The organism is Halomonas sp. AOP7-E1-9, from assembly GCF_052376035.1.
GTDB classification, from domain to species: Bacteria; Pseudomonadota; Gammaproteobacteria; order Pseudomonadales; family Halomonadaceae; genus Vreelandella; species Vreelandella citrativorans.
The window spans coordinates 88,113-104,775 of record NZ_JBQSVC010000006.1 but is presented as its reverse complement, the minus strand read 5'-3'; the positions used below and the strand labels follow the sequence as shown (position 1 = coordinate 104,775).

18 protein-coding genes are annotated in these 16,663 nt (G+C 55.0%); 5 read left to right on the top strand and 13 right to left on the bottom strand.

What is annotated here, in order from left to right:
* Nucleotides 1-59: 59 nt before the first annotated feature.
* On the bottom strand, nucleotides 60-2,639 hold the full coding sequence (locus ACT3R4_RS05675) for an ABC transporter permease (protein WP_441678306.1): 2,580 nt from the start codon (nucleotides 2,637-2,639) through the stop codon (nucleotides 60-62).
* The gene (locus ACT3R4_RS05670; RefSeq protein WP_441678304.1) at nucleotides 2,636-3,472 is read right to left on the bottom strand and encodes an ABC transporter ATP-binding protein; all 837 of its coding nucleotides are present in this window, start codon (nucleotides 3,470-3,472) and stop codon (nucleotides 2,636-2,638) included. Before ACT3R4_RS05670 ends, ACT3R4_RS05675 begins: the two co-directional genes overlap by 4 nt.
* On the opposite strand from ACT3R4_RS05670, the gene ACT3R4_RS05665 reads away from it, so the two are divergent.
* Nucleotides 3,471-4,142 carry an arylesterase gene (locus tag ACT3R4_RS05665; RefSeq protein WP_441678302.1) on the top strand — a complete coding sequence of 224 codons (672 nt, stop codon included), beginning with the start codon at nucleotides 3,471-3,473 and terminating at the stop codon, nucleotides 4,140-4,142. The genes ACT3R4_RS05670 and ACT3R4_RS05665 overlap by 2 nt on opposite strands.
* 142 nt (nucleotides 4,143-4,284) lie before the next feature.
* Here ACT3R4_RS05665 and ACT3R4_RS05660 read toward each other — a convergent pair whose 3' ends face one another.
* Both ACT3R4_RS05660 and ACT3R4_RS05655 read right to left on the bottom strand, forming a co-directional pair.
* A complete protein-coding gene (locus ACT3R4_RS05660) occupies nucleotides 4,285-5,172 on the bottom strand; it encodes a DMT family transporter (protein ID WP_441678300.1) in 888 nt (295 codons plus the stop codon).
* The gene (locus tag ACT3R4_RS05655; protein ID WP_287077975.1) at nucleotides 5,169-5,438 is read right to left on the bottom strand and encodes an Rdx family protein; all 270 of its coding nucleotides are present in this window, start codon (nucleotides 5,436-5,438) and stop codon (nucleotides 5,169-5,171) included. The genes ACT3R4_RS05660 and ACT3R4_RS05655 overlap by 4 nt, the downstream gene beginning before the upstream one ends.
* Nucleotides 5,439-5,520: 82 nt before the next feature.
* Here ACT3R4_RS05655 and ACT3R4_RS05650 point away from each other — a divergent pair, with 82 nt between their 5' ends.
* The 3 genes from ACT3R4_RS05650 (at nucleotide 5,521) to ettA (ending at nucleotide 9,186) form a co-directional block, all read left to right on the top strand.
* Nucleotides 5,521-6,834 (top strand): MFS transporter, encoded by a 1,314-nt coding sequence (locus ACT3R4_RS05650; protein WP_441678297.1) that lies wholly within the window; start codon nucleotides 5,521-5,523, stop codon nucleotides 6,832-6,834.
* Between the two features lie 291 nt (nucleotides 6,835-7,125).
* Complete coding sequence (locus tag ACT3R4_RS05645) at nucleotides 7,126-7,332, top strand: PA3496 family putative envelope integrity protein (RefSeq protein WP_172116110.1); 207 nt, start codon at nucleotides 7,126-7,128, stop codon at nucleotides 7,330-7,332.
* Between the two features lie 192 nt (nucleotides 7,333-7,524).
* Entirely contained in the window at nucleotides 7,525-9,186 is a 1,662-nt protein-coding gene (gene ettA, locus ACT3R4_RS05640) for an energy-dependent translational throttle protein EttA (protein ID WP_172116109.1), read from the top strand.
* Between the two features lie 139 nt (nucleotides 9,187-9,325).
* On the opposite strand, the gene ACT3R4_RS05635 is transcribed toward ettA, so the two are convergent.
* The 7 genes from ACT3R4_RS05635 to phaR form a co-directional block, all read right to left on the bottom strand.
* Entirely contained in the window at nucleotides 9,326-9,484 is a 159-nt protein-coding gene (locus tag ACT3R4_RS05635) for a DUF1328 domain-containing protein (RefSeq protein ID WP_018918588.1), read from the bottom strand.
* 196 nt (nucleotides 9,485-9,680) lie between these two features.
* On the bottom strand, nucleotides 9,681-10,322 hold the full coding sequence (gene coq7 / locus ACT3R4_RS05630; protein WP_441678295.1) for a 2-polyprenyl-3-methyl-6-methoxy-1,4-benzoquinone monooxygenase: 642 nt from the start codon (nucleotides 10,320-10,322) through the stop codon (nucleotides 9,681-9,683).
* 65 nt (nucleotides 10,323-10,387) lie between these two features.
* Complete coding sequence (locus tag ACT3R4_RS05625; RefSeq protein ID WP_441678293.1) at nucleotides 10,388-10,729, bottom strand: histidine triad nucleotide-binding protein; 342 nt, start codon at nucleotides 10,727-10,729, stop codon at nucleotides 10,388-10,390.
* A gap of 51 nt (nucleotides 10,730-10,780) precedes the next feature.
* Entirely contained in the window at nucleotides 10,781-11,653 is an 873-nt protein-coding gene (locus tag ACT3R4_RS05620) for a phosphoribulokinase (protein ID WP_172116106.1), read from the bottom strand.
* On the bottom strand, nucleotides 11,653-12,093 hold the full coding sequence (locus ACT3R4_RS05615; RefSeq protein WP_441678291.1) for an acyl-CoA thioesterase: 441 nt from the start codon (nucleotides 12,091-12,093) through the stop codon (nucleotides 11,653-11,655). Before ACT3R4_RS05615 ends, ACT3R4_RS05620 begins: the two co-directional genes overlap by 1 nt.
* 62 nt (nucleotides 12,094-12,155) lie before the next feature.
* Entirely contained in the window at nucleotides 12,156-13,442 is a 1,287-nt protein-coding gene (gene purD, locus ACT3R4_RS05610) for a phosphoribosylamine--glycine ligase (protein ID WP_441678289.1), read from the bottom strand.
* 67 nt (nucleotides 13,443-13,509) lie between these two features.
* Nucleotides 13,510-13,971, bottom strand: coding sequence for a polyhydroxyalkanoate synthesis repressor PhaR (gene phaR / locus ACT3R4_RS05605; protein WP_193057051.1), 462 nt, complete (start codon nucleotides 13,969-13,971; stop codon nucleotides 13,510-13,512).
* Between the two features lie 133 nt (nucleotides 13,972-14,104).
* On the opposite strand from phaR, the gene ACT3R4_RS05600 reads away from it, so the two are divergent.
* Nucleotides 14,105-14,818, top strand: coding sequence for a 16S rRNA (uracil(1498)-N(3))-methyltransferase (locus ACT3R4_RS05600; RefSeq protein WP_441678287.1), 714 nt, complete (start codon nucleotides 14,105-14,107; stop codon nucleotides 14,816-14,818).
* Nucleotides 14,819-14,828: 10 nt separating this feature from the next.
* On the opposite strand, the gene rloA3 is transcribed toward ACT3R4_RS05600, so the two are convergent.
* Both rloA3 and ACT3R4_RS05590 read right to left on the bottom strand, forming a co-directional pair.
* Nucleotides 14,829-15,380 carry a retropepsin-like aspartic peptidase RloA3 gene (gene rloA3, locus ACT3R4_RS05595; RefSeq protein ID WP_172116101.1) on the bottom strand — a complete coding sequence of 184 codons (552 nt, stop codon included), beginning with the start codon at nucleotides 15,378-15,380 and terminating at the stop codon, nucleotides 14,829-14,831.
* A gap of 45 nt (nucleotides 15,381-15,425) precedes the next feature.
* Nucleotides 15,426-16,604 (bottom strand): lytic murein transglycosylase, encoded by a 1,179-nt coding sequence (locus ACT3R4_RS05590; RefSeq protein WP_441678382.1) that lies wholly within the window; start codon nucleotides 16,602-16,604, stop codon nucleotides 15,426-15,428.
* Between the last annotated feature and the right edge of the window lie 59 nt (nucleotides 16,605-16,663).

Below are 16,663 nucleotides of genomic sequence, written 5' to 3'. Positions count from 1 at the left end.
TGGGGTTGACTCAACCCCAGGAGGCCTTAGGCCTCCTGGGGTTTTCCTACAAAATTACGTCATGCCTCACCCAAAAGCCCCAGGCTTGCTGCAGGCGCCTGGCGGCGTAGCCCACGCGATAACGCATGGCCGATAAATCCGATCAGTAGCGCGCCGCCAAGGGGTAGCGTTAGCCAAAGGGTGAGGTGAAAGCGCGGCGGTAGTTCTAGCCAGTAGAGATAGAGTGCGGCGGTCGCGACTTCGGCCAGTACAGCGCCCATTAAACCGCTGGCAAACCCCAACAGGGCATACTCAGCCCCTTGGACCCGGGAAATCATTCGCTGGCCTGCTCCAAAGACACGCAGTAGGCCACTTTCATGGGCGCGTACCGGCTGGCTTGCGGTCAAGGCAGCATAGAGCACGCTGACACCCGCCAACAACACCAGTACCAGTACAAGCTCGATGGCACGCGTCACCTGAGTTAGCACATCACGTACCTGGCCTAAAATGGCATCAACGTTTATTAACGATACACCGGGGAAGTCGCTCACCAGTTGGCGGATTAGGCCTTGCTCCTCATCAGGCAGATGAAACGCGGTGATATAGCTATGTCCAAACGACTCCAACACGCCCGGCGGGAAAATCAAAAAGAAGTTGGGCTTAAAAGTGTCCCAATTGAGGCTGCGCACGCTGGTGATACGTGTTATCAGCTCATCACCGCCCACAGAGAAGGTGAGCGTATCATTGAGTGATAGCCCCAGCCGGTCCGCCAGGCCTTCTTCAATGGAAACAGGCACAGTATCGTCAGATACTGCATCAACCGCGCCTAGCCAGCCTTGTGGTTTATAAACGGAAGGCTCATCAACGGGTGCTTCACTTGTGAACCACTCCCCCGCCACTATCTGGTTATCTTCCGGTAGTTCGGCCTGCCAGGTCAGGTTCAGTTCGCGGCGCAGAGAGCCGTCGCCTCTGGCATCCTCAGGTACCGCTTCCATGGGAGGCTGCTGATTAATAGCGGTAATACGCCCACGCACCATGGGATACAGCGTGCTTTGGGCATCAATACGGGGCGCTACGGCTTGCTCAAAGGGGTCACGTTCATCAGGCTGGATATTAATGGCGAAGTAGTTGGGCATGTCATCGGGCAACTGGGCCTGCCAGGTTGAAAGCAGGTCACCACGCACCAGAACGATCATCGCCATGGCAAAGAACGTGACAGAGAATGCCAGTAGTTGGCCCACGCCTGCCTGACGGCGACGCGCCAGTTGGCGCCCGCCCAGGCGCAGCGCCTGTATCCACTCGCTTGTACCCGTTAGCTTTTTTATGCCGTAAAGAATGCTATTGAGTAGCAGCGCGCTGATGCCCCAAAGCGCACTAAGCATGATACCTCCCCCCAATAGCAGAGCGACCGCCAAAGGCGCACTACCGGAATAGAGCCATAGCAGGCCGCCAAATACGGCAGCGGCAACACCGGCTACCCACCAGGCGGCAGGAGGCAAAGGGTCCAACTCTCGACGCAGCACTTTCAGCGCACTGACCTGTTTAATGCGTAATAGCGTTGGCCCGGCAAACCCTACCAGCACCGCCATCGCCGTTAATACGCCCAGCCATAGCGGCATAATGCCCGGCGGCGGTAGCGTAATAGGTAAAAAGCTGGTCAAAAGATGCAGCAACAGCGCCTGTCCCGCTACGCCGAGCAGTGCGCCAAGCAAGGACGCCGCCAACGCCAGCCCGATCAGCTGTAGGCTAAACAGCATGACAAGCTGTTGCTGGCTAGCGCCAAAGCAGCGGAGCAATGCTGCCGTGTCCAGATGGCGTTCAACATAGCGCTTTGCTGACATAGCGACCGCGACCCCGGCCAGCAGTACGGCGGCAAGCCCTGCCAACCCCAGGTAGCTGTCTGCACGTTGCAGTGCGTTACCTAGTTGCGGCCGGTCCACCCGAACATCACGCACCTCGACCCCTTGCTGGCGCAACTCGGTGAGTAATCCTTGCACGTTGTCGATGGCTTGAGGAGGCCCGGCCGCCAATAATTCGAACTCGACACGCGAGCCTTCCTGAACAAGACCGGTTGCTTCCAGGTCCGCCGTATTGAGCATCAAGCGGGGATTAAAATTACTAAAGCCAGCGGATTGATCCGCTTCGCGTTCGATAATGCCGCTGATGGTTAACTCGGTTCGCCCTACCTGTACACGGTCGCCAAGCTCTATCTCAATCAACTGTGCCAAGCGCGGGTCTGCCCATGCCTGGCCCGCTGGTGGCCCCGAGGCTATCTGTTCGGCCCCCTCCCCTAAATCGACACGCGATACGCCATAGTGCGGGTACACGTCGTCCACGGCTTTAAGGCTAGCGGGTTGAAAACGGTCCCCCAAGCTGATCATGGAGACCAGCCCGACCTGGTCGCTTAGCGTAAAGCCTGCCTCTTCCAGCGTCGTGCGTAGCGCTTCTGAAAAAGGGGTGCGCTGCTCCAATACGATATCCCCTCCCAGCATTTGCCCAGCCTGACGCTCAAGGCCGCGCTCTAGCCGGTCGAGAAAAAAAGCGATCATGGTGGAGGCGGCAACCGCCAGCACAAGGGCGACAAAGAGCGCACGAACATCCGCCGAGCGTAAGTCACGCCTTAAGCTTCTGGCGGCCAGCCGCCATGGCATATCGCTCATTGCCCCTCTCCTGCCACACTGGATTCAGCAGGTGCATCAGCAGGTACAAAGGGGATTAGTTGCCCTTGGGTTAATTGCAGGCATCGATCACAGCGGCGTGCCAAAGCGTGGTCGTGGGTGACCAGGATAAGCGTTGTTCCAACCTCGTGATTTAAGGTAAACAGCAGGTCGATCACCTGAGCGCCGGTATCAGGGTCGAGGTTGCCGGTCGGCTCATCCGCAAACACCAGTTCAGGGTCGGTGACAAACGCCCGGGCAATCGCTACCCGCTGCTGCTCGCCGCCTGAAAGCTGCTTGGGTAGATGGTCTACGCGTTCACCCAACCCCACTTTAGCAAGCCATGTTTGGGCAATATGGTCTTCTCCGGCACGCGGTGAAAGCTCCAAAGGCAGTAACACATTCTCTAGCGCGCTTAAGGTGGGTAGCAGCTGAAAGTTCTGGAACACAAAGCCCACGCGCCCAGCTCTTAACGCCGCGCGGCCATCCTCATCCAAACGGCTCAGCGACTTACCAAACAGCGTGAGTTCGCCATCGCTGGGGGTATCCAACCCGGCAAGCAGACCCAACAGTGTTGATTTTCCAGCCCCGCTTTTGCCTAAAATGGCAACGCTCTCTCCGGCCGCTACGCTTAACGACAGTTGGTCCAGAATAGTTAGCGTGCGTTCGCCACTGGTCACTTTCTTCGATAGCATTTCTGCATGCAGCACAGGCCGACCCAACGCAGCATGGGGAACCTTGTTCTGCGCAATACCGTCAGTGATAGAGTGACTGCCTGCTTGTGGCGACGCATCAGCGCTGGACGAGTATGCAGCTTTATCTGAGGAGTGAGGCATGAAGCGAGGCATCCCTGTGACATGGCAAAAACGTAACCGTATGGTAACCGGCTATCTGGTGGTTCTGATAGTCACCTTAAGCGTTCCTGCGCTCAACGCAAGTGAGCCTCCCACCATACTCGTTATGGGTGATAGCCTGAGTGCTGCTTATGGTATTGAGCACGAGCAAGGCTGGGTTCCTCTGCTAGAAGAGCGTCTGGGCGGCCAAGCAGACGTGGTCAATGCCAGTATTAGCGGCGAAACCACCTCAGGTGGATTACAGCGGTTTAGCACCATTTTGGAGAAGCAGCAGCCTGATATCGTGCTACTGGAGTTGGGGGGCAACGATGGTTTGCGTGGGCTGGCACCCAATCAGATGCGTTCTAACCTGGCCAGTATGATTGAGCAAAGCCAAGAGGTTGATGCTCAGGTACTGCTGTTAGGTATCGATATCCCACCCAACTATGGCCAGGCCTACCGGGATGCCTTTACCGGCGTTTACCACTCCCTGGCCGAAGAGTATGACGTACCGCTGTTGCCGTTTTTATTAGAGGGCGTGGCGCTTAACGAACAGCTTATGCAGGAGGATGGCATCCACCCCACGGCCGAGGCACAGCCCCTGATTCTAGATAACGTGTGGCCTGAGCTTGAACCACTTTTGGGCGGTGGTTATCAGGCATCGGCCAACTGATCACAAATGGTCTTCGCCGCCCCAGGTTGAGGCAAGGAAAAGCTACGCTGGCCCCAGAGGCTCCGACACATAGAGCGGCTTGATGGCGCATCATGCTTTTCCTGTACCTAACCCCATGCGCAGCGGGCGATAAAAATGGGACTTATTGCTCGACAGCAACAGGCTTCACCTGAAGCTGCTGAAGTGCCAACCCAAATAAAATCAATCCCAATCCAATAAACGTAGAGAAAAGCAGAGGCTCATCAACCACTAAATAAAGCAGCATCAGCGAAACCGGAGGCGAAAGAAAAATCAGGGTCGAGACTTTTGCTGTGCGCGAAACCTTATGAACGGCCATTTGCCACAGGACAAACGCGATTCCCATTTCGAACAGTCCAACATAGACCCCAGCACCAACACCTTTCCAGCCATGCCATTGAAGCCCAGGCCCCATAAGCAATAAAACGGTTAACACCGGTAGTCCAACGGTGAAGTTCTGCCACTGCCCGACGATAGGCTTGCGACGATCGCGTGCGTTAAGCAACCAGTAAAGCGCCCATAACAGAGTCGATGAAAGCGCGAACAGCACGCCAACAGGGTCCGCAAACGACACATTGAGTACCGCGCCCCGTGTCGCAATTACCCATACGCCCGCATAGGCCACCACACCTGCCAAAATATCCACCCGGGTTAACCGCTGCCCCAGTATGGGAACCGCCAGGAATGCCATCGCTAGCGCCCACGTATAATTAAGCGCCATCGCTTCCTGGCCAGGCAGGCGATCATAAGCAGCAAACAGCACCAGGTAGTAAGCCACGGGATTCATGATCCCCGCCCATAAGGCGGTTTTCCATCCGCTGGTTAGCGCCTGCCTCATAGCACCTTGTTTAAGCACCAGAGCGCCCATTAAAAGCCAGGAAACCAACGCCGCAAGCCACATTAATTCAACCGGCCCCATCAAACCCAGGCCGACTTTAAAAGCAGTCGCCACCGTTGACCACAGCGCCACAGCACCTAGCCCGTAAAGAATAGCCTGACGATCCTGGTTCATCGGTCGATATGCCCCAGGTCACGGTGCGGTTCGATCTGGTCGCGAACGCGCTGTTTCAGCACTTTGCTGTCCGGGAAGCCGCTATCACGCTTGCGCTCCCAAATTAAGGTGTCATCACACCAAATTTCAAAGGTACCACCATGCGCAGGTGCAAGGGCCACCTCATCTAAATCCTCCCCGAAAGTGGAGAGTAGCTCCTGAGCGTACCAGGCACTGCGTAAAAGCCATTGGCATTGCGTGCAATAGCGAATCTGGATCCGTGACACTTTCGCTCTCCTTACCCATATAATGGTGGCATTCTGTCGCTGCATTTTGTCATTCCGGGAGTATAACCGCCAAGGAGCTGTCATGGCTGGACCCAATATTTCTCAAGCGCGTGTTTTTGAGTGGCTAACGGGCGATGAGGACAGCCGACTCTGTGCTGATATTCCGGAGCAGGCCTGCGCCGAACAACCACGTAATTTTTTTCTGCACTTATGGGCCTCCCTGGGGAATAAGCTTGCTGACGAGCTATCCAGCGCACGCTTGGTGCTTCCCTGGCTAATGGGGATTATTGGCGCGCCCATCTGGATGGTGGGGCTGTTGGTGCCTATCCGTGAGTCTGGTGCCCTGTTACCCCAGATATTCGTGGCGGGCTTTATTCGTCTAAAACCCAAGCGTAAAGGCGTTTGGGTTTTAGGTGCGCTGTTCCAGGCACTTGCCGCATTTGCACTTGCTGTCTTGGCACTTGTGGGGAGCGGAAGCCTGGGTGGCGCTGCGGTGTTAGCTGTACTTGTGCTGCTCTCCTTGGCACGCGGGCTTTCATCAATTGCCAGCAAAGATGTCATGGGCAAAACCATTGCCAAACGCCGCCGAGGCGCCCTGATGGGGTGGAGCGGTAGCCTAGCGGGCGGCGCAACCCTGGCGGCGGGTGGCGTACTGATGTTGCTGGGTAATCAACCAGGCAACCTCTCCCTGGCGGTACTCTTAAGCGTTGCCGCCTTCAGTTGGCTACTAAACGCGTTCTGTGTTGCACGTATTAAAGAAGTACCAGGTGCAGTGGAAGGTGGAGAGAGCGCTTGGGACAGCATCAAGCTTGGCTTATCGCTCTTAAAAAAGGATCGCACGTTTCTACATTTCAATGTTGCCAGAGCATTGCTGCTCTCCAGCGCACTGGCGCTACCCTACATTGCGCTACTCGGCCAGCAGCAAAGCGGCTCTGATTTGGGTGGGCTTGGTCTGCTTGTCGTGGTATCAGGTCTTGCAGCAATGGTGGCAAGCCCTGTCTGGGGTAAATTAGCCGACCAATCCAGCCGCCGTGTAATGCGTAATGCGGCTATTGGCACCGTTACTTGCTGTTTACTAGGCGCTGGCTTGGCCTGGCTACCCGGTGCCTGGACTCAGAGTGTTTGGCCATATGCCTTGGTGTATGCGTTGCTGGTGATCGTCCATCACGGTGTCCGCCTGGGGCGCAAAACCTATATTGTGGATATGGCAAGCCAGGATGACAGGGCTCTGTATGTTGCTCTTTCCAATACCTTAACCGGCCTGCTCATGCTCGTCGTCGGCGGCATTATTGGCGGGCTGGCCCAATGGCTGGGTAGTGCGGCGTTGCTGTTGCTTTTGGCACTTACGGCGACTGGGGCGGTGCTTAGTGCGCTGAAACTGCCCGAGGTGGAATAACAGACATGATTGCAATGCAACGCTCTCCACAACACCCGTTTTTGATGAAACAGACCAGCTGATGTATTTCATCGGCGTACAAAAAGATGTTCCTGAGCGCGTGGAAGCACAACTGGCTTTAGCTGAAGCTGAATGACAACGCAGTGATAACACCGCCCATAAAGCACAGGACTCATTAATTAACGCCAACACTTGACCTTCAGCCCATGTAGCGCTATATAGCGGCTAGGCGCTTCTTTCAAACGAAGCCATCGTGACGCCGGCCTGCCGGCCTGGGTTGGAGGGCATACCATGAGCCGTGACCCCTTAAATCGTGAGAACTACTCAGCAGAAAACCTTGAAGCTGACGAATTCGATAATCTTGATGCCGTAAACGATGATCAATACGGCAAGCATAAACCAAGCAAAACCGACTCGTTACGCGCCCGCCGACAGGTGGAAGCGTGGCTTGAGGAGCGTCGTTTACAGCGTGCCATTGAAGATGATTGGGATGCGTAAATAGCTGCTTTAAGTGGGCAGCGAGCCAGTTGCCCTCTTCATCACCATCCAACACATCACAAAACCCACGCTTTCTTTTTATAGCCATTGGATGTTGCCCGGTGGCATCTTCTGGCCTTTCCAAGCACAGAGCACTATCATCTGAGGCTACTCAGCACGTTGCTGTCTCATTCATCAACCTAACGGATTTCCATGGCGCAATACGTATTCACCATGAACCGGGTTGGCAAAGTTGTGCCACCCAAAAAACAAATTCTCAAGGATATTTCGCTATCGTTTTTCCCGGGCGCCAAAATCGGCGTTTTGGGTTTAAACGGTGCCGGTAAATCCACACTGCTGCGCATTATGGCGGGTGTCGATAAAGAGTTTGAGGGTGAAGCTCGTCCGATGCCGGGTATCAATGTCGGTTATCTCCCCCAAGAACCGCAGCTTGATGATGAGAAAAATGTCCGCGACACCGTTGAAGAAGCACTAGGCGCTATCAAGGAAGCGCAGGAGAAGCTGGACGCTGTTTATGCTGCCTACGCTGAGCCTGATGCCGACTTCGATGCACTGGCAAGCGAGCAAGCACGCCTTGAAAACATCATTGAAGCCGCCGATGCCCATAACCTTGAGCGTAAGCTTGAGGTCGCTGCCGAAGCGCTTCGCTTGCCACCGTGGGATGCCAAAGTAGGCAACCTTTCAGGTGGTGAGCGACGGCGTGTCGCGCTTTGTCGCCTACTGCTTTCAAGCCCGGACATGCTGCTTCTGGATGAGCCAACCAACCACCTGGATGCCGAATCGGTTGCCTGGCTGGAGCGCTTCCTGCATGACTATAACGGTACCGTTGTGGCGATTACCCACGACCGTTACTTCCTGGACAACGTAGCGGGCTGGATTCTGGAGCTCGACCGTGGCCAAGGCATCCCGTTTGAAGGCAACTACTCTCAGTGGCTAGAGCAAAAAGAGCACCGCCTGACCCAGGAAGCCAAGCAGGAAGCATCGCGGCAAAAAGCCATCAAGCAAGAGCTTGAGTGGGTGCGTAGTAACGCTAAAGGTCGTCAGGCCAAAAGCAAAGCCCGCCTTAACCGCTTTGAAGAAATGCAGTCCGGCGACTTCCAGAAACGCAATGAAACCAATGAGATCTATATTCCGCCTGGCCCGCGCTTGGGTGATAAGGTCATCGAGTTTCATAATGTCTCCAAGCGCTTTGAAGACAAGCTGCTGTATGAAGATCTTTCCTTCACTATTCCCCAAGGTGCGATTGTTGGCATCGTCGGCGGAAACGGTGCGGGTAAATCGACCCTGTTTAAACTCATCACCGGTAAAGAGCAGCCAGACACGGGTGAAGTGGTCATCGGAGACACGGTTGAGATCGCTTACGTTGAGCAGCTACGTGATGCGCTTGATGACAAGCAGACGGTTTGGCAGGCGGTATCTGGCGAGCAGGACATTCTCAACATCAACGGCTACGAAGTGTCTTCACGTGCCTACGTTGGTCGCTTTAACTTTAAAGGTAATGACCAGCAGAAGCGCCTGGATGAACTGTCCGGCGGTGAGCGAGGACGCTTGCAGCTTGCTCAAACGCTCAAACAGGGCGCCAACGTACTCCTGCTGGATGAGCCATCTAACGACCTTGATATTGAGACACTGCGTGCGCTTGAAGAAGCCCTTCTTGCCTTCCCAGGCTGCGCCATGGTGATTTCTCATGACCGCTGGTTCCTGGACCGTATTGCCACGCACATTCTGGCGTTTGAAGGTGATTCTGAAGTCGTCTTCTTCGACGGTAACTATACCGACTATGAAGACGATCATAAAAAGCGGGTAGGTAACGATACGCCCAAGCGCATGAAGTACAAGCGTATTGATGCCTGATTTTTTAGCGTTCCATACCCGGTAACAGTACGGCTGCCCCGTATGCAAAAAGCCCCAAACGGGGCTTTTTGTTTAGCTGGTTCTATCAAAAGTCTTTATGAAAAGCCTTTATGAAAGGTCTCTATGAGTAGCCCTTATGCTAACGGCGTCGCCCTGTAAAGAGCGATACCACAAACAGGATGAGAAACAGAACGAATAGAATTTGCGCGATGGTCGATGCAACCCCCGCGATCCCCGAAAACCCAAGCACACCGGCGATAATCGCAATAATCAAAAACAGCATCGCATTGCCTAGCATCGTCTTTCTCCTTTTCCCTGGTGACGCTTTTCTGCTTTAGAAAACGCACGTTACCTTACGTACGATTAGCGTTGACATGATTAAGCGTTGGCGATAACTCGCCATTCGTCAAGAATTTAAGGATAACTTGCCTTCCTTGCTGATGCTTTTCATTCCCGATGCCGGTACTAAGCAATAGCACGTCAGAAATAGCACATCAGAAATAGTAGGCGCCTTTAGTGGCACCTTGAGCGATAAACCGTAGCCCCCATTTAATCGGCGCAGGGAAACGCAGGCCCCCCGCCTCTATCGCTAAATGCGCCTGGTGCACTTCATCCGCAGCCATCTGACGAAGCAGCGCATGCGAGCGCTGATCGTCTGCCATTAGCCTGGCCTGCTGCTCTTCAAAGTGTTTACCTGAAAGCTCGCAGGTAGCGGCAATCATACCAAGGCTTAGACGCTCGCTGGTTAACCCAGAGATAGCCCCAACCCCAAATGCAGCGGTATAGAAAAAGGGCGTAAAGTAGCTGGTGCGACTATTCAGTTGCGCCAGCCGCTCTTCACACCACGCCAAGTGATCAAACGCCTCCGCAGCGGATTGCACCATTTGCGTACGCGCGTGGGGAAGCGCTGCGGTAATACTCTGGCCCTGATACAGCGCCTGATTCGATACACCAATCACATGATTAACACGCATCAGGCCTGCGGTATGACGTCGTTGGTGGCCATCAAACACCCTATCTGCAAGTTTACTGGCGGGGTGGTTACGCTGTGATGTAGCGGCGCGAGGTATCAGCGACCGTAACGCTGTATCAAACTGATGAATTAAGCAATCAGACCGACTAAGCTGGCGCTTCATGGCTTACTCCGCTTAACAGCAAACTGTCTTAAAGGCTGTCTTAAAGATAGCTTGAAGGCCGTATGTTAGCCCGCAGGCCACGTAAACTGACGGCCACCTAATAAATGCATGTGCATGTGGTACACCGTCTGACCGCCCTTTTCGTTGCAATTCATCACAACACGATAACCGTCTTCGGCAAAGCCCTGCTGCTTGGCAAGCCTGGCAGCAGTGAACTGCAAACGGCCGACCAGCTCAAGATCACCTTCTTCAATGTCATTTAAGGTTGCGATGTGCTTTTTGGGAATAATCAGCTGATGAGTGGGCGCCATAGGGCTAATGTCGTTAAAGGCAAGAACGCGCTCGTCTTCATAAACGATATCAGCCGGGATCTCACGATTGATGATTTTGCAGAATAAACACTCCATACCCACTCCTTGTTATCGTTGCAGCTTGTCGCCCGGCATTTGCAAACGCGGTTAACGAAAGCGGCGCTGGGATAATAAATGGCGCACCAGGGGTGCCAAAATCAGCTCCATGGCTAATGACATGCGCGCGCCAGGCACGACCAGCGTATGTGGCCGCGTCATAAAGGCATCCTTGATCATTGCAAGAAGCCAAGGAAAATCAACGGTTGATGGATCACGAAACCGGATCACCACAAACGATTCGGCATCTGTGGGGATATCCTGCACTTCAAAGGGGTTGGACGTATCGACGGTAGGCACCCGTTGAAAGTTGATATGGGTGCGGGAAAATTGCGGCTGAATATAGCGCACGTAATCGTTCATGCGGCCCAGAATCGTATCGATCACCGCTTCCTGGGAGTAGCCACGCAGCTTGGTATCACGGTCAATCTTCTGAATCCATTCAAGATTCATGGTCGGCGCAACGCCTACCAACAGATCCACATGGCGAGCAATGTCATACTCTTGGGTTACCAACCCGCCATGTAAACCTTCATAGAACAACAGGTCGGTACCACATGGGAGCGACTGCCACTCCGTAAAGGTGCCTACGCGGTAGCCCGCTTCGATTTTCTGCTTGTCTTCCGCGTGAATATAGTGCCGAAACGTGCCCGTACCGTGCTCGCCATACTCGGCAAACACCCCTTCAAGGCGGTCAAGCAGGTTGGCTTCGACTGCAAAATGCGAGAGCTCATGCTTACGCTCAGGCTCTTCACGAAACATGCGGTGAAGATCATCGCGTGTATAGCGGTGAAAAGCGTCACCGTCCACCATGGCCGCATGTACATCTTCGCGTAGAAACATGCGCTCAAAGCTTCGTCTTACGGTCGTCGTGCCCGCACCCGAAGAGCCTGTCACGGCGATAATGGGGTATTCCCGCGACATTAAGCGCTCCTCGCTTGGGCCAAGGCCTGCTTGATGGGCTCAGGTATCGCAACCGGCCGCCCAGTATTGGCGTCGATGAGCAACTGGTTAACGCGGGCGGTCGCCACGATATGTTCGCCGTCGCGCTGCAAAATACGCTGGTAAACGGTTAATGCCTTGCCCTGCGGCTCAGGCACCGCCGTTTCAATGGTCAACGCATCAGGCCAACGCGCTTCACGTTGATACTGCACGGCCAAGTCGGCCACCACGCTTGGATAGCCGTGCATGTCCCATTCCGATAGCGCCAGGGCGGAAAAAGCGTGAACGCGGGCTTCATGTAGCAGCGAAACCACTGTGTCATGCCCCAAATGCCGACCGTAATTCATATCGGTTACCCGCACCGTTAAAGGGTGACGATGAATAACCGCGTTAGCGGGAAAATCCAGCGTGACACGTTCCATACCTGTTTCCTTTCGGTGGTGATAAGTGGCCCGCCCCTTGCGCTACGGTATCAACGCGCTTATTACGCTTTTTCTCTCGCAATAGCACGGTAAGCGATATCACGGCGATATTCAGCGCCCTCCCAGCGAATCTCCTTGACGCCTTTGTAAGCCTGCTGCTGTGCGCTAAAGACACTCTCACCCAGTGCCGTCACACACAGTACACGACCGCCGGAGGTCGTTACCTCGTTGTTCGCGTTCAGCGCGGTGCCCGCATGGAACACCTTGCTGTGCTGCTCGGCTTTTGCCAAACCATCAATGACATCGCCTTTACGGTAGCTGGCTGGATAACCGCCCGCCGCCATGACCACACCCACCGCGGCACGTGAATCCCAATGGCACGTTTTACCCGCCAACTGCCCCTGGGCACCGGCAAGGCAAAGCTCAGCAAGATCCGACGTCAGGCGCATCATGATGGGCTGAGTTTCGGGGTCACCAAAGCGGCAGTTATATTCAATCACTTTGGGCTGCCCGGTCTGGTCGATCATCAACCCGGCATACAAAAATCCGGTATAGGCATTGCCTTCAGCGGCCATCCCTTTAACCGTGGGCACGATGACCTGCTCCATGATGCGGGCATCAACGTCTGGCGTAACGACCGGCGCAGGTGAGTAAGCGCCCATGCCGCCGGTATTAGGGCCTGTGTCGCCATCATAGGCGCGCTTGTGGTCTTGGCTTGTGGCCATGGGAACGATGTTTTCGCCATCGACCATGACGATAAAGCTCGCTTCTTCGCCTTCCAGAAACTCTTCAATGACAACGCGAGCACCGGCATCGCCAAAGGCATTGGCTTCGAGCATATCGCGAATGGCGGCTTCGGCCTCCACTTCGCTCATGGCAACGATCACGCCCTTACCTGCCGCCAAGCCATCCGCCTTGATAACGATAGGCGCACCGACCGTGTGTAAATATGCCAGCGCAGGCGTTACCGCGGTAAACGTCTGATAAGCCGCCGTTGGAATAGCATGGCGCGCCAGGAAGTCCTTGGTAAACGACTTGGAGCCTTCAAGCTGGGCCGCGGCTTGGGTAGGGCCAAAGATGGTTAGGCCAGCCGCTTGAAAGCGGTCAACGACGCCTTCGACCAGAGGCGCTTCCGGACCGACGACGGTCAAGCCAATACGCTCCTGGAGCGCAAATGCTTCCAGCCCGGCCAAGTCGGTGGCCGCAATATCGATATTGGTCAGCTTATCTTCGGTCGCCGTACCGGCATTGCCGGGCGCTACGAATACCTGCTCAACATTATCAGATTGCGCTAATTTCCACGCCAACGCATGTTCGCGGCCGCCGCCACCTATCATCAAAACCTTCATGTTCTTCCTTCTCGAACGGGAGAGCGATTATGCGCCGCATTATGCCACAAGGTGACCACTCGTGGCGTTAGGAGGATTTATCCTCATCCTTGTCGCTGGTGGAGGGCGGCTGGTTCAAGGTGCTTTGCCAAAAGCGCATATTTTCTTCGGCCAGCTCGCGCATAAACTCCATGGGCGTATGGCGCATGGCCTGCTGCCATTGGCTTTGCAAACGCTTTTGCTGCTCCAGCATAAGCTGCGTGCCTTGCTCCAGATAACGCGCCAGCGGTAAAGGCGACGACATATCATAAACCCGGATGAGCTGCGCCAGCAGGTCGTTAGAGAATACTTCGGCTTCGTTATCCGACTGCTCCTGCTCAATAATGATGGAGAGCAGAATGGTACGCGTCAGGTCTTCACCGCTTTTGGCATCCTCAACCCGAAACGGCGCTTCTTCAATAATAAGATGGCGCAGATCTTCAAGCGTGACATAACGACTTTGCTGAGTGTCGTACAACCGGCGATTGGCATACTTACGAATTACGCGCACAGCGCATCTCCTTAAACGCGATAGGGGGTGTTCCCCAATGCTATTATTGTGCCTGCACCACGCGCCCATGCAAGCCATGTGAGTAGAATATTGCGCAACAGCGTGCCCACCCTTCGACCAATAGATGCCGATTATGAACTTGATTTTGCTTCACCCCAGCGACCTCGACCACCAGGGCCATGCGCGCATAACAGATGCCCGCAGATTAGCGCATTTACGCGACATCCATCGCGCTGCCCTCGGTGACCGGTTAACGGTGGGTATTCAGGGTGGCTTAATGGGAAAAGCACAGCTGGTCGAATTAACCACTGAGCTTGCCGTATTTGCCCTTGGCCCGTTAGCTGACGTGCCTCCCCCCGCTCTTCCCGTGCATTTGGTACTCGCGCTACCTCGACCACGCATGCTGGCGCGAACGCTTGAGCATGTGACAGCGCTAGGGGTGAAGGAAATTACGCTACTGCATACCAAGCGCGTAGAGAAAAGCTATTGGCAATCACCAGAGCTTCTTCCCGAGAAAATTCATCAGCACCTGGTGCTGGGTCTGGAGCAATCACGTGATACCCAACTACCGAGCGTGACACTGACCAAAGGCTTTCGGCCCTTTCTTGAAGAGCAACTGCCTGCTTTACTTCGCGGTCGCCGTGGCCTTGTGGCTCACCCGGGCATGCCGATGGCCTGCCCACGTGGCATCAGCGACAATACGCTGCTGTTGGTCGGCCCAGAAGGTGGGTTTATCCCATGGGAAGTTGAAAAACTGCTGGACGCTGGCTGTGAGGGGATGCATCTTGGGCCGCGCATTTTACGCGTTGAAACAGCCGTCACAGCATTGCTGTCACGGCTGTTTTAGAGCCCAACACCTAGGCTTGCTGGTCTTCCGGATCGTGAGGCACCACCTCAGCATCGTCACTGCAGGATGGCTCTTGCTGGAATGTTTCGCGCACGTCCAGCAAGCCTAAATGGCTGATGGTACGCCGGCCAAGCAGCAGTGGATAATGCATTTCTTCGCGATCACGTAGGCTAAATTGCTCTTCGTAAACCGTATCGCCCATGCACACATTCATTAATACAACGGGGCGCTCATCACGCCCGCCCGCGCCGCGCACTGCCAACTCACGATAGAGCGGCCGTTCAAGACGGTCGCTAAACACTTCGTCGTTCTGCTGGTCTGTTAGCTTTAAGCGAAAGCGCACCCACTCCTCGCCCTCTTTCTCAAACACTTCGATATCACGCGCATCCAGAGATGACGTCAGGGCACCACTATCAAGCTTGGCCTTCACCATAATGCCCCAGGGCTCTATGGTGGCATTTTCAACCCAGCCAAACACTTTATCATCATCGCTTGCCACTGCGCTGGCGGCTAATGCACTTACCAGCACACTACTTAACAGCGTTTTTGCCACAAATCCCATAGCATCATCCTTGGTGAAATAAGTGATTAATCATTAACTACGCACCTAGCGCAGCCTTTCAAGCAGCGCCTGAGTAGCGAAGCCATCCGGCGTTAGCCCTTGGCTGCGTTGAAAGTCACGCACGCCTTGGCGTGTATTGGGCCCCATCACACCGTCAGCCCCGCCTACCGAATAGCCCGCTTCATTCAAGCGCCGCTGGAGTTCTTTGACATCGTCGCGGGTTAAAGGTGTCTGCCCTCGCGGCCATGTCTGGCGTATTCCCTCACGCCCGGCAATTTTATCAGCCAGCGTCGCCACGGCCAGGGCGTAGCTGGTGGCATTGTTATAGCGCAAAATCGCTCGAAAATTAGCGCCTACCAAAAAGGCGGGCCCTTCCGCCCCGGCCGGAATGGCGATAGCCGCGCTCTCGAAATTGGGCAGTTCACCCTGCAGGGCGCGTACACCTTGACTCGCCCACTCAGCGCTACTGCGGCGCTCGGTCTGTGAATAATCAAACGATGCAGGAAGCGCTAACTCAACCCCCCAGGGTTCGCCTGCTTGCCAGCCTGCCCGCGCCAGATAGTTGGCGGTGGAGGCCATCACATCGGGGATACTGCCCCAGATATCACGGCGGCCATTGTTATCACCATCCACGGCATAAGCTTCAAAGCTACTGGGGATGAACTGGGTATGCCCCATAGCCCCCGCCCAAGAGCCTTTCATTTGCTCGGCTGCGATATCGCCCTGGTCGATAATACGTAACGCCGCAAGCAGTTCACCGCGTGCAAAATCCCGGCGACGCCCGTCGTATGCCAGGGTAGCGAGCGCCTCAAGGGTTGAGAAATCACCAAAATTGCTTCCGTAATTGCTCTCGATGCCCCAAATCGCCACGATGATTTCTGAGGGCACGCCGTAGCGTTGCTGCATTTCTAATGCCGTCTGGCGGTGGGCGTCAAGTTTCTCACGGCCTGCATTGACGCGCGTATCGGAGGCGGCGGTGTCGAGATATTCCCAAATAGGCCGCACAAACTCCGGCTGGTAACGATCCAGTTCAATCACCCGTTCACGGTAGCGCACGTTATCCAGTGCGGTGGCTAGCGTTGATTCACTGATCCCCTGAGCAGCTGCATAACGACGGAACTCATTGCGCCACTGTTCAAAGTTGGCATAGCGTAGCTCTTCGGCACCGCGGGCATCCACTTCTGTCATCAACTGCGGGTTAGCGTAGAGGCTTCCGCTAAACATTACCGATAGCACCCCGGCAGTAACTACCAGTGATGTATGACAAAAAGCGCGACGTAATG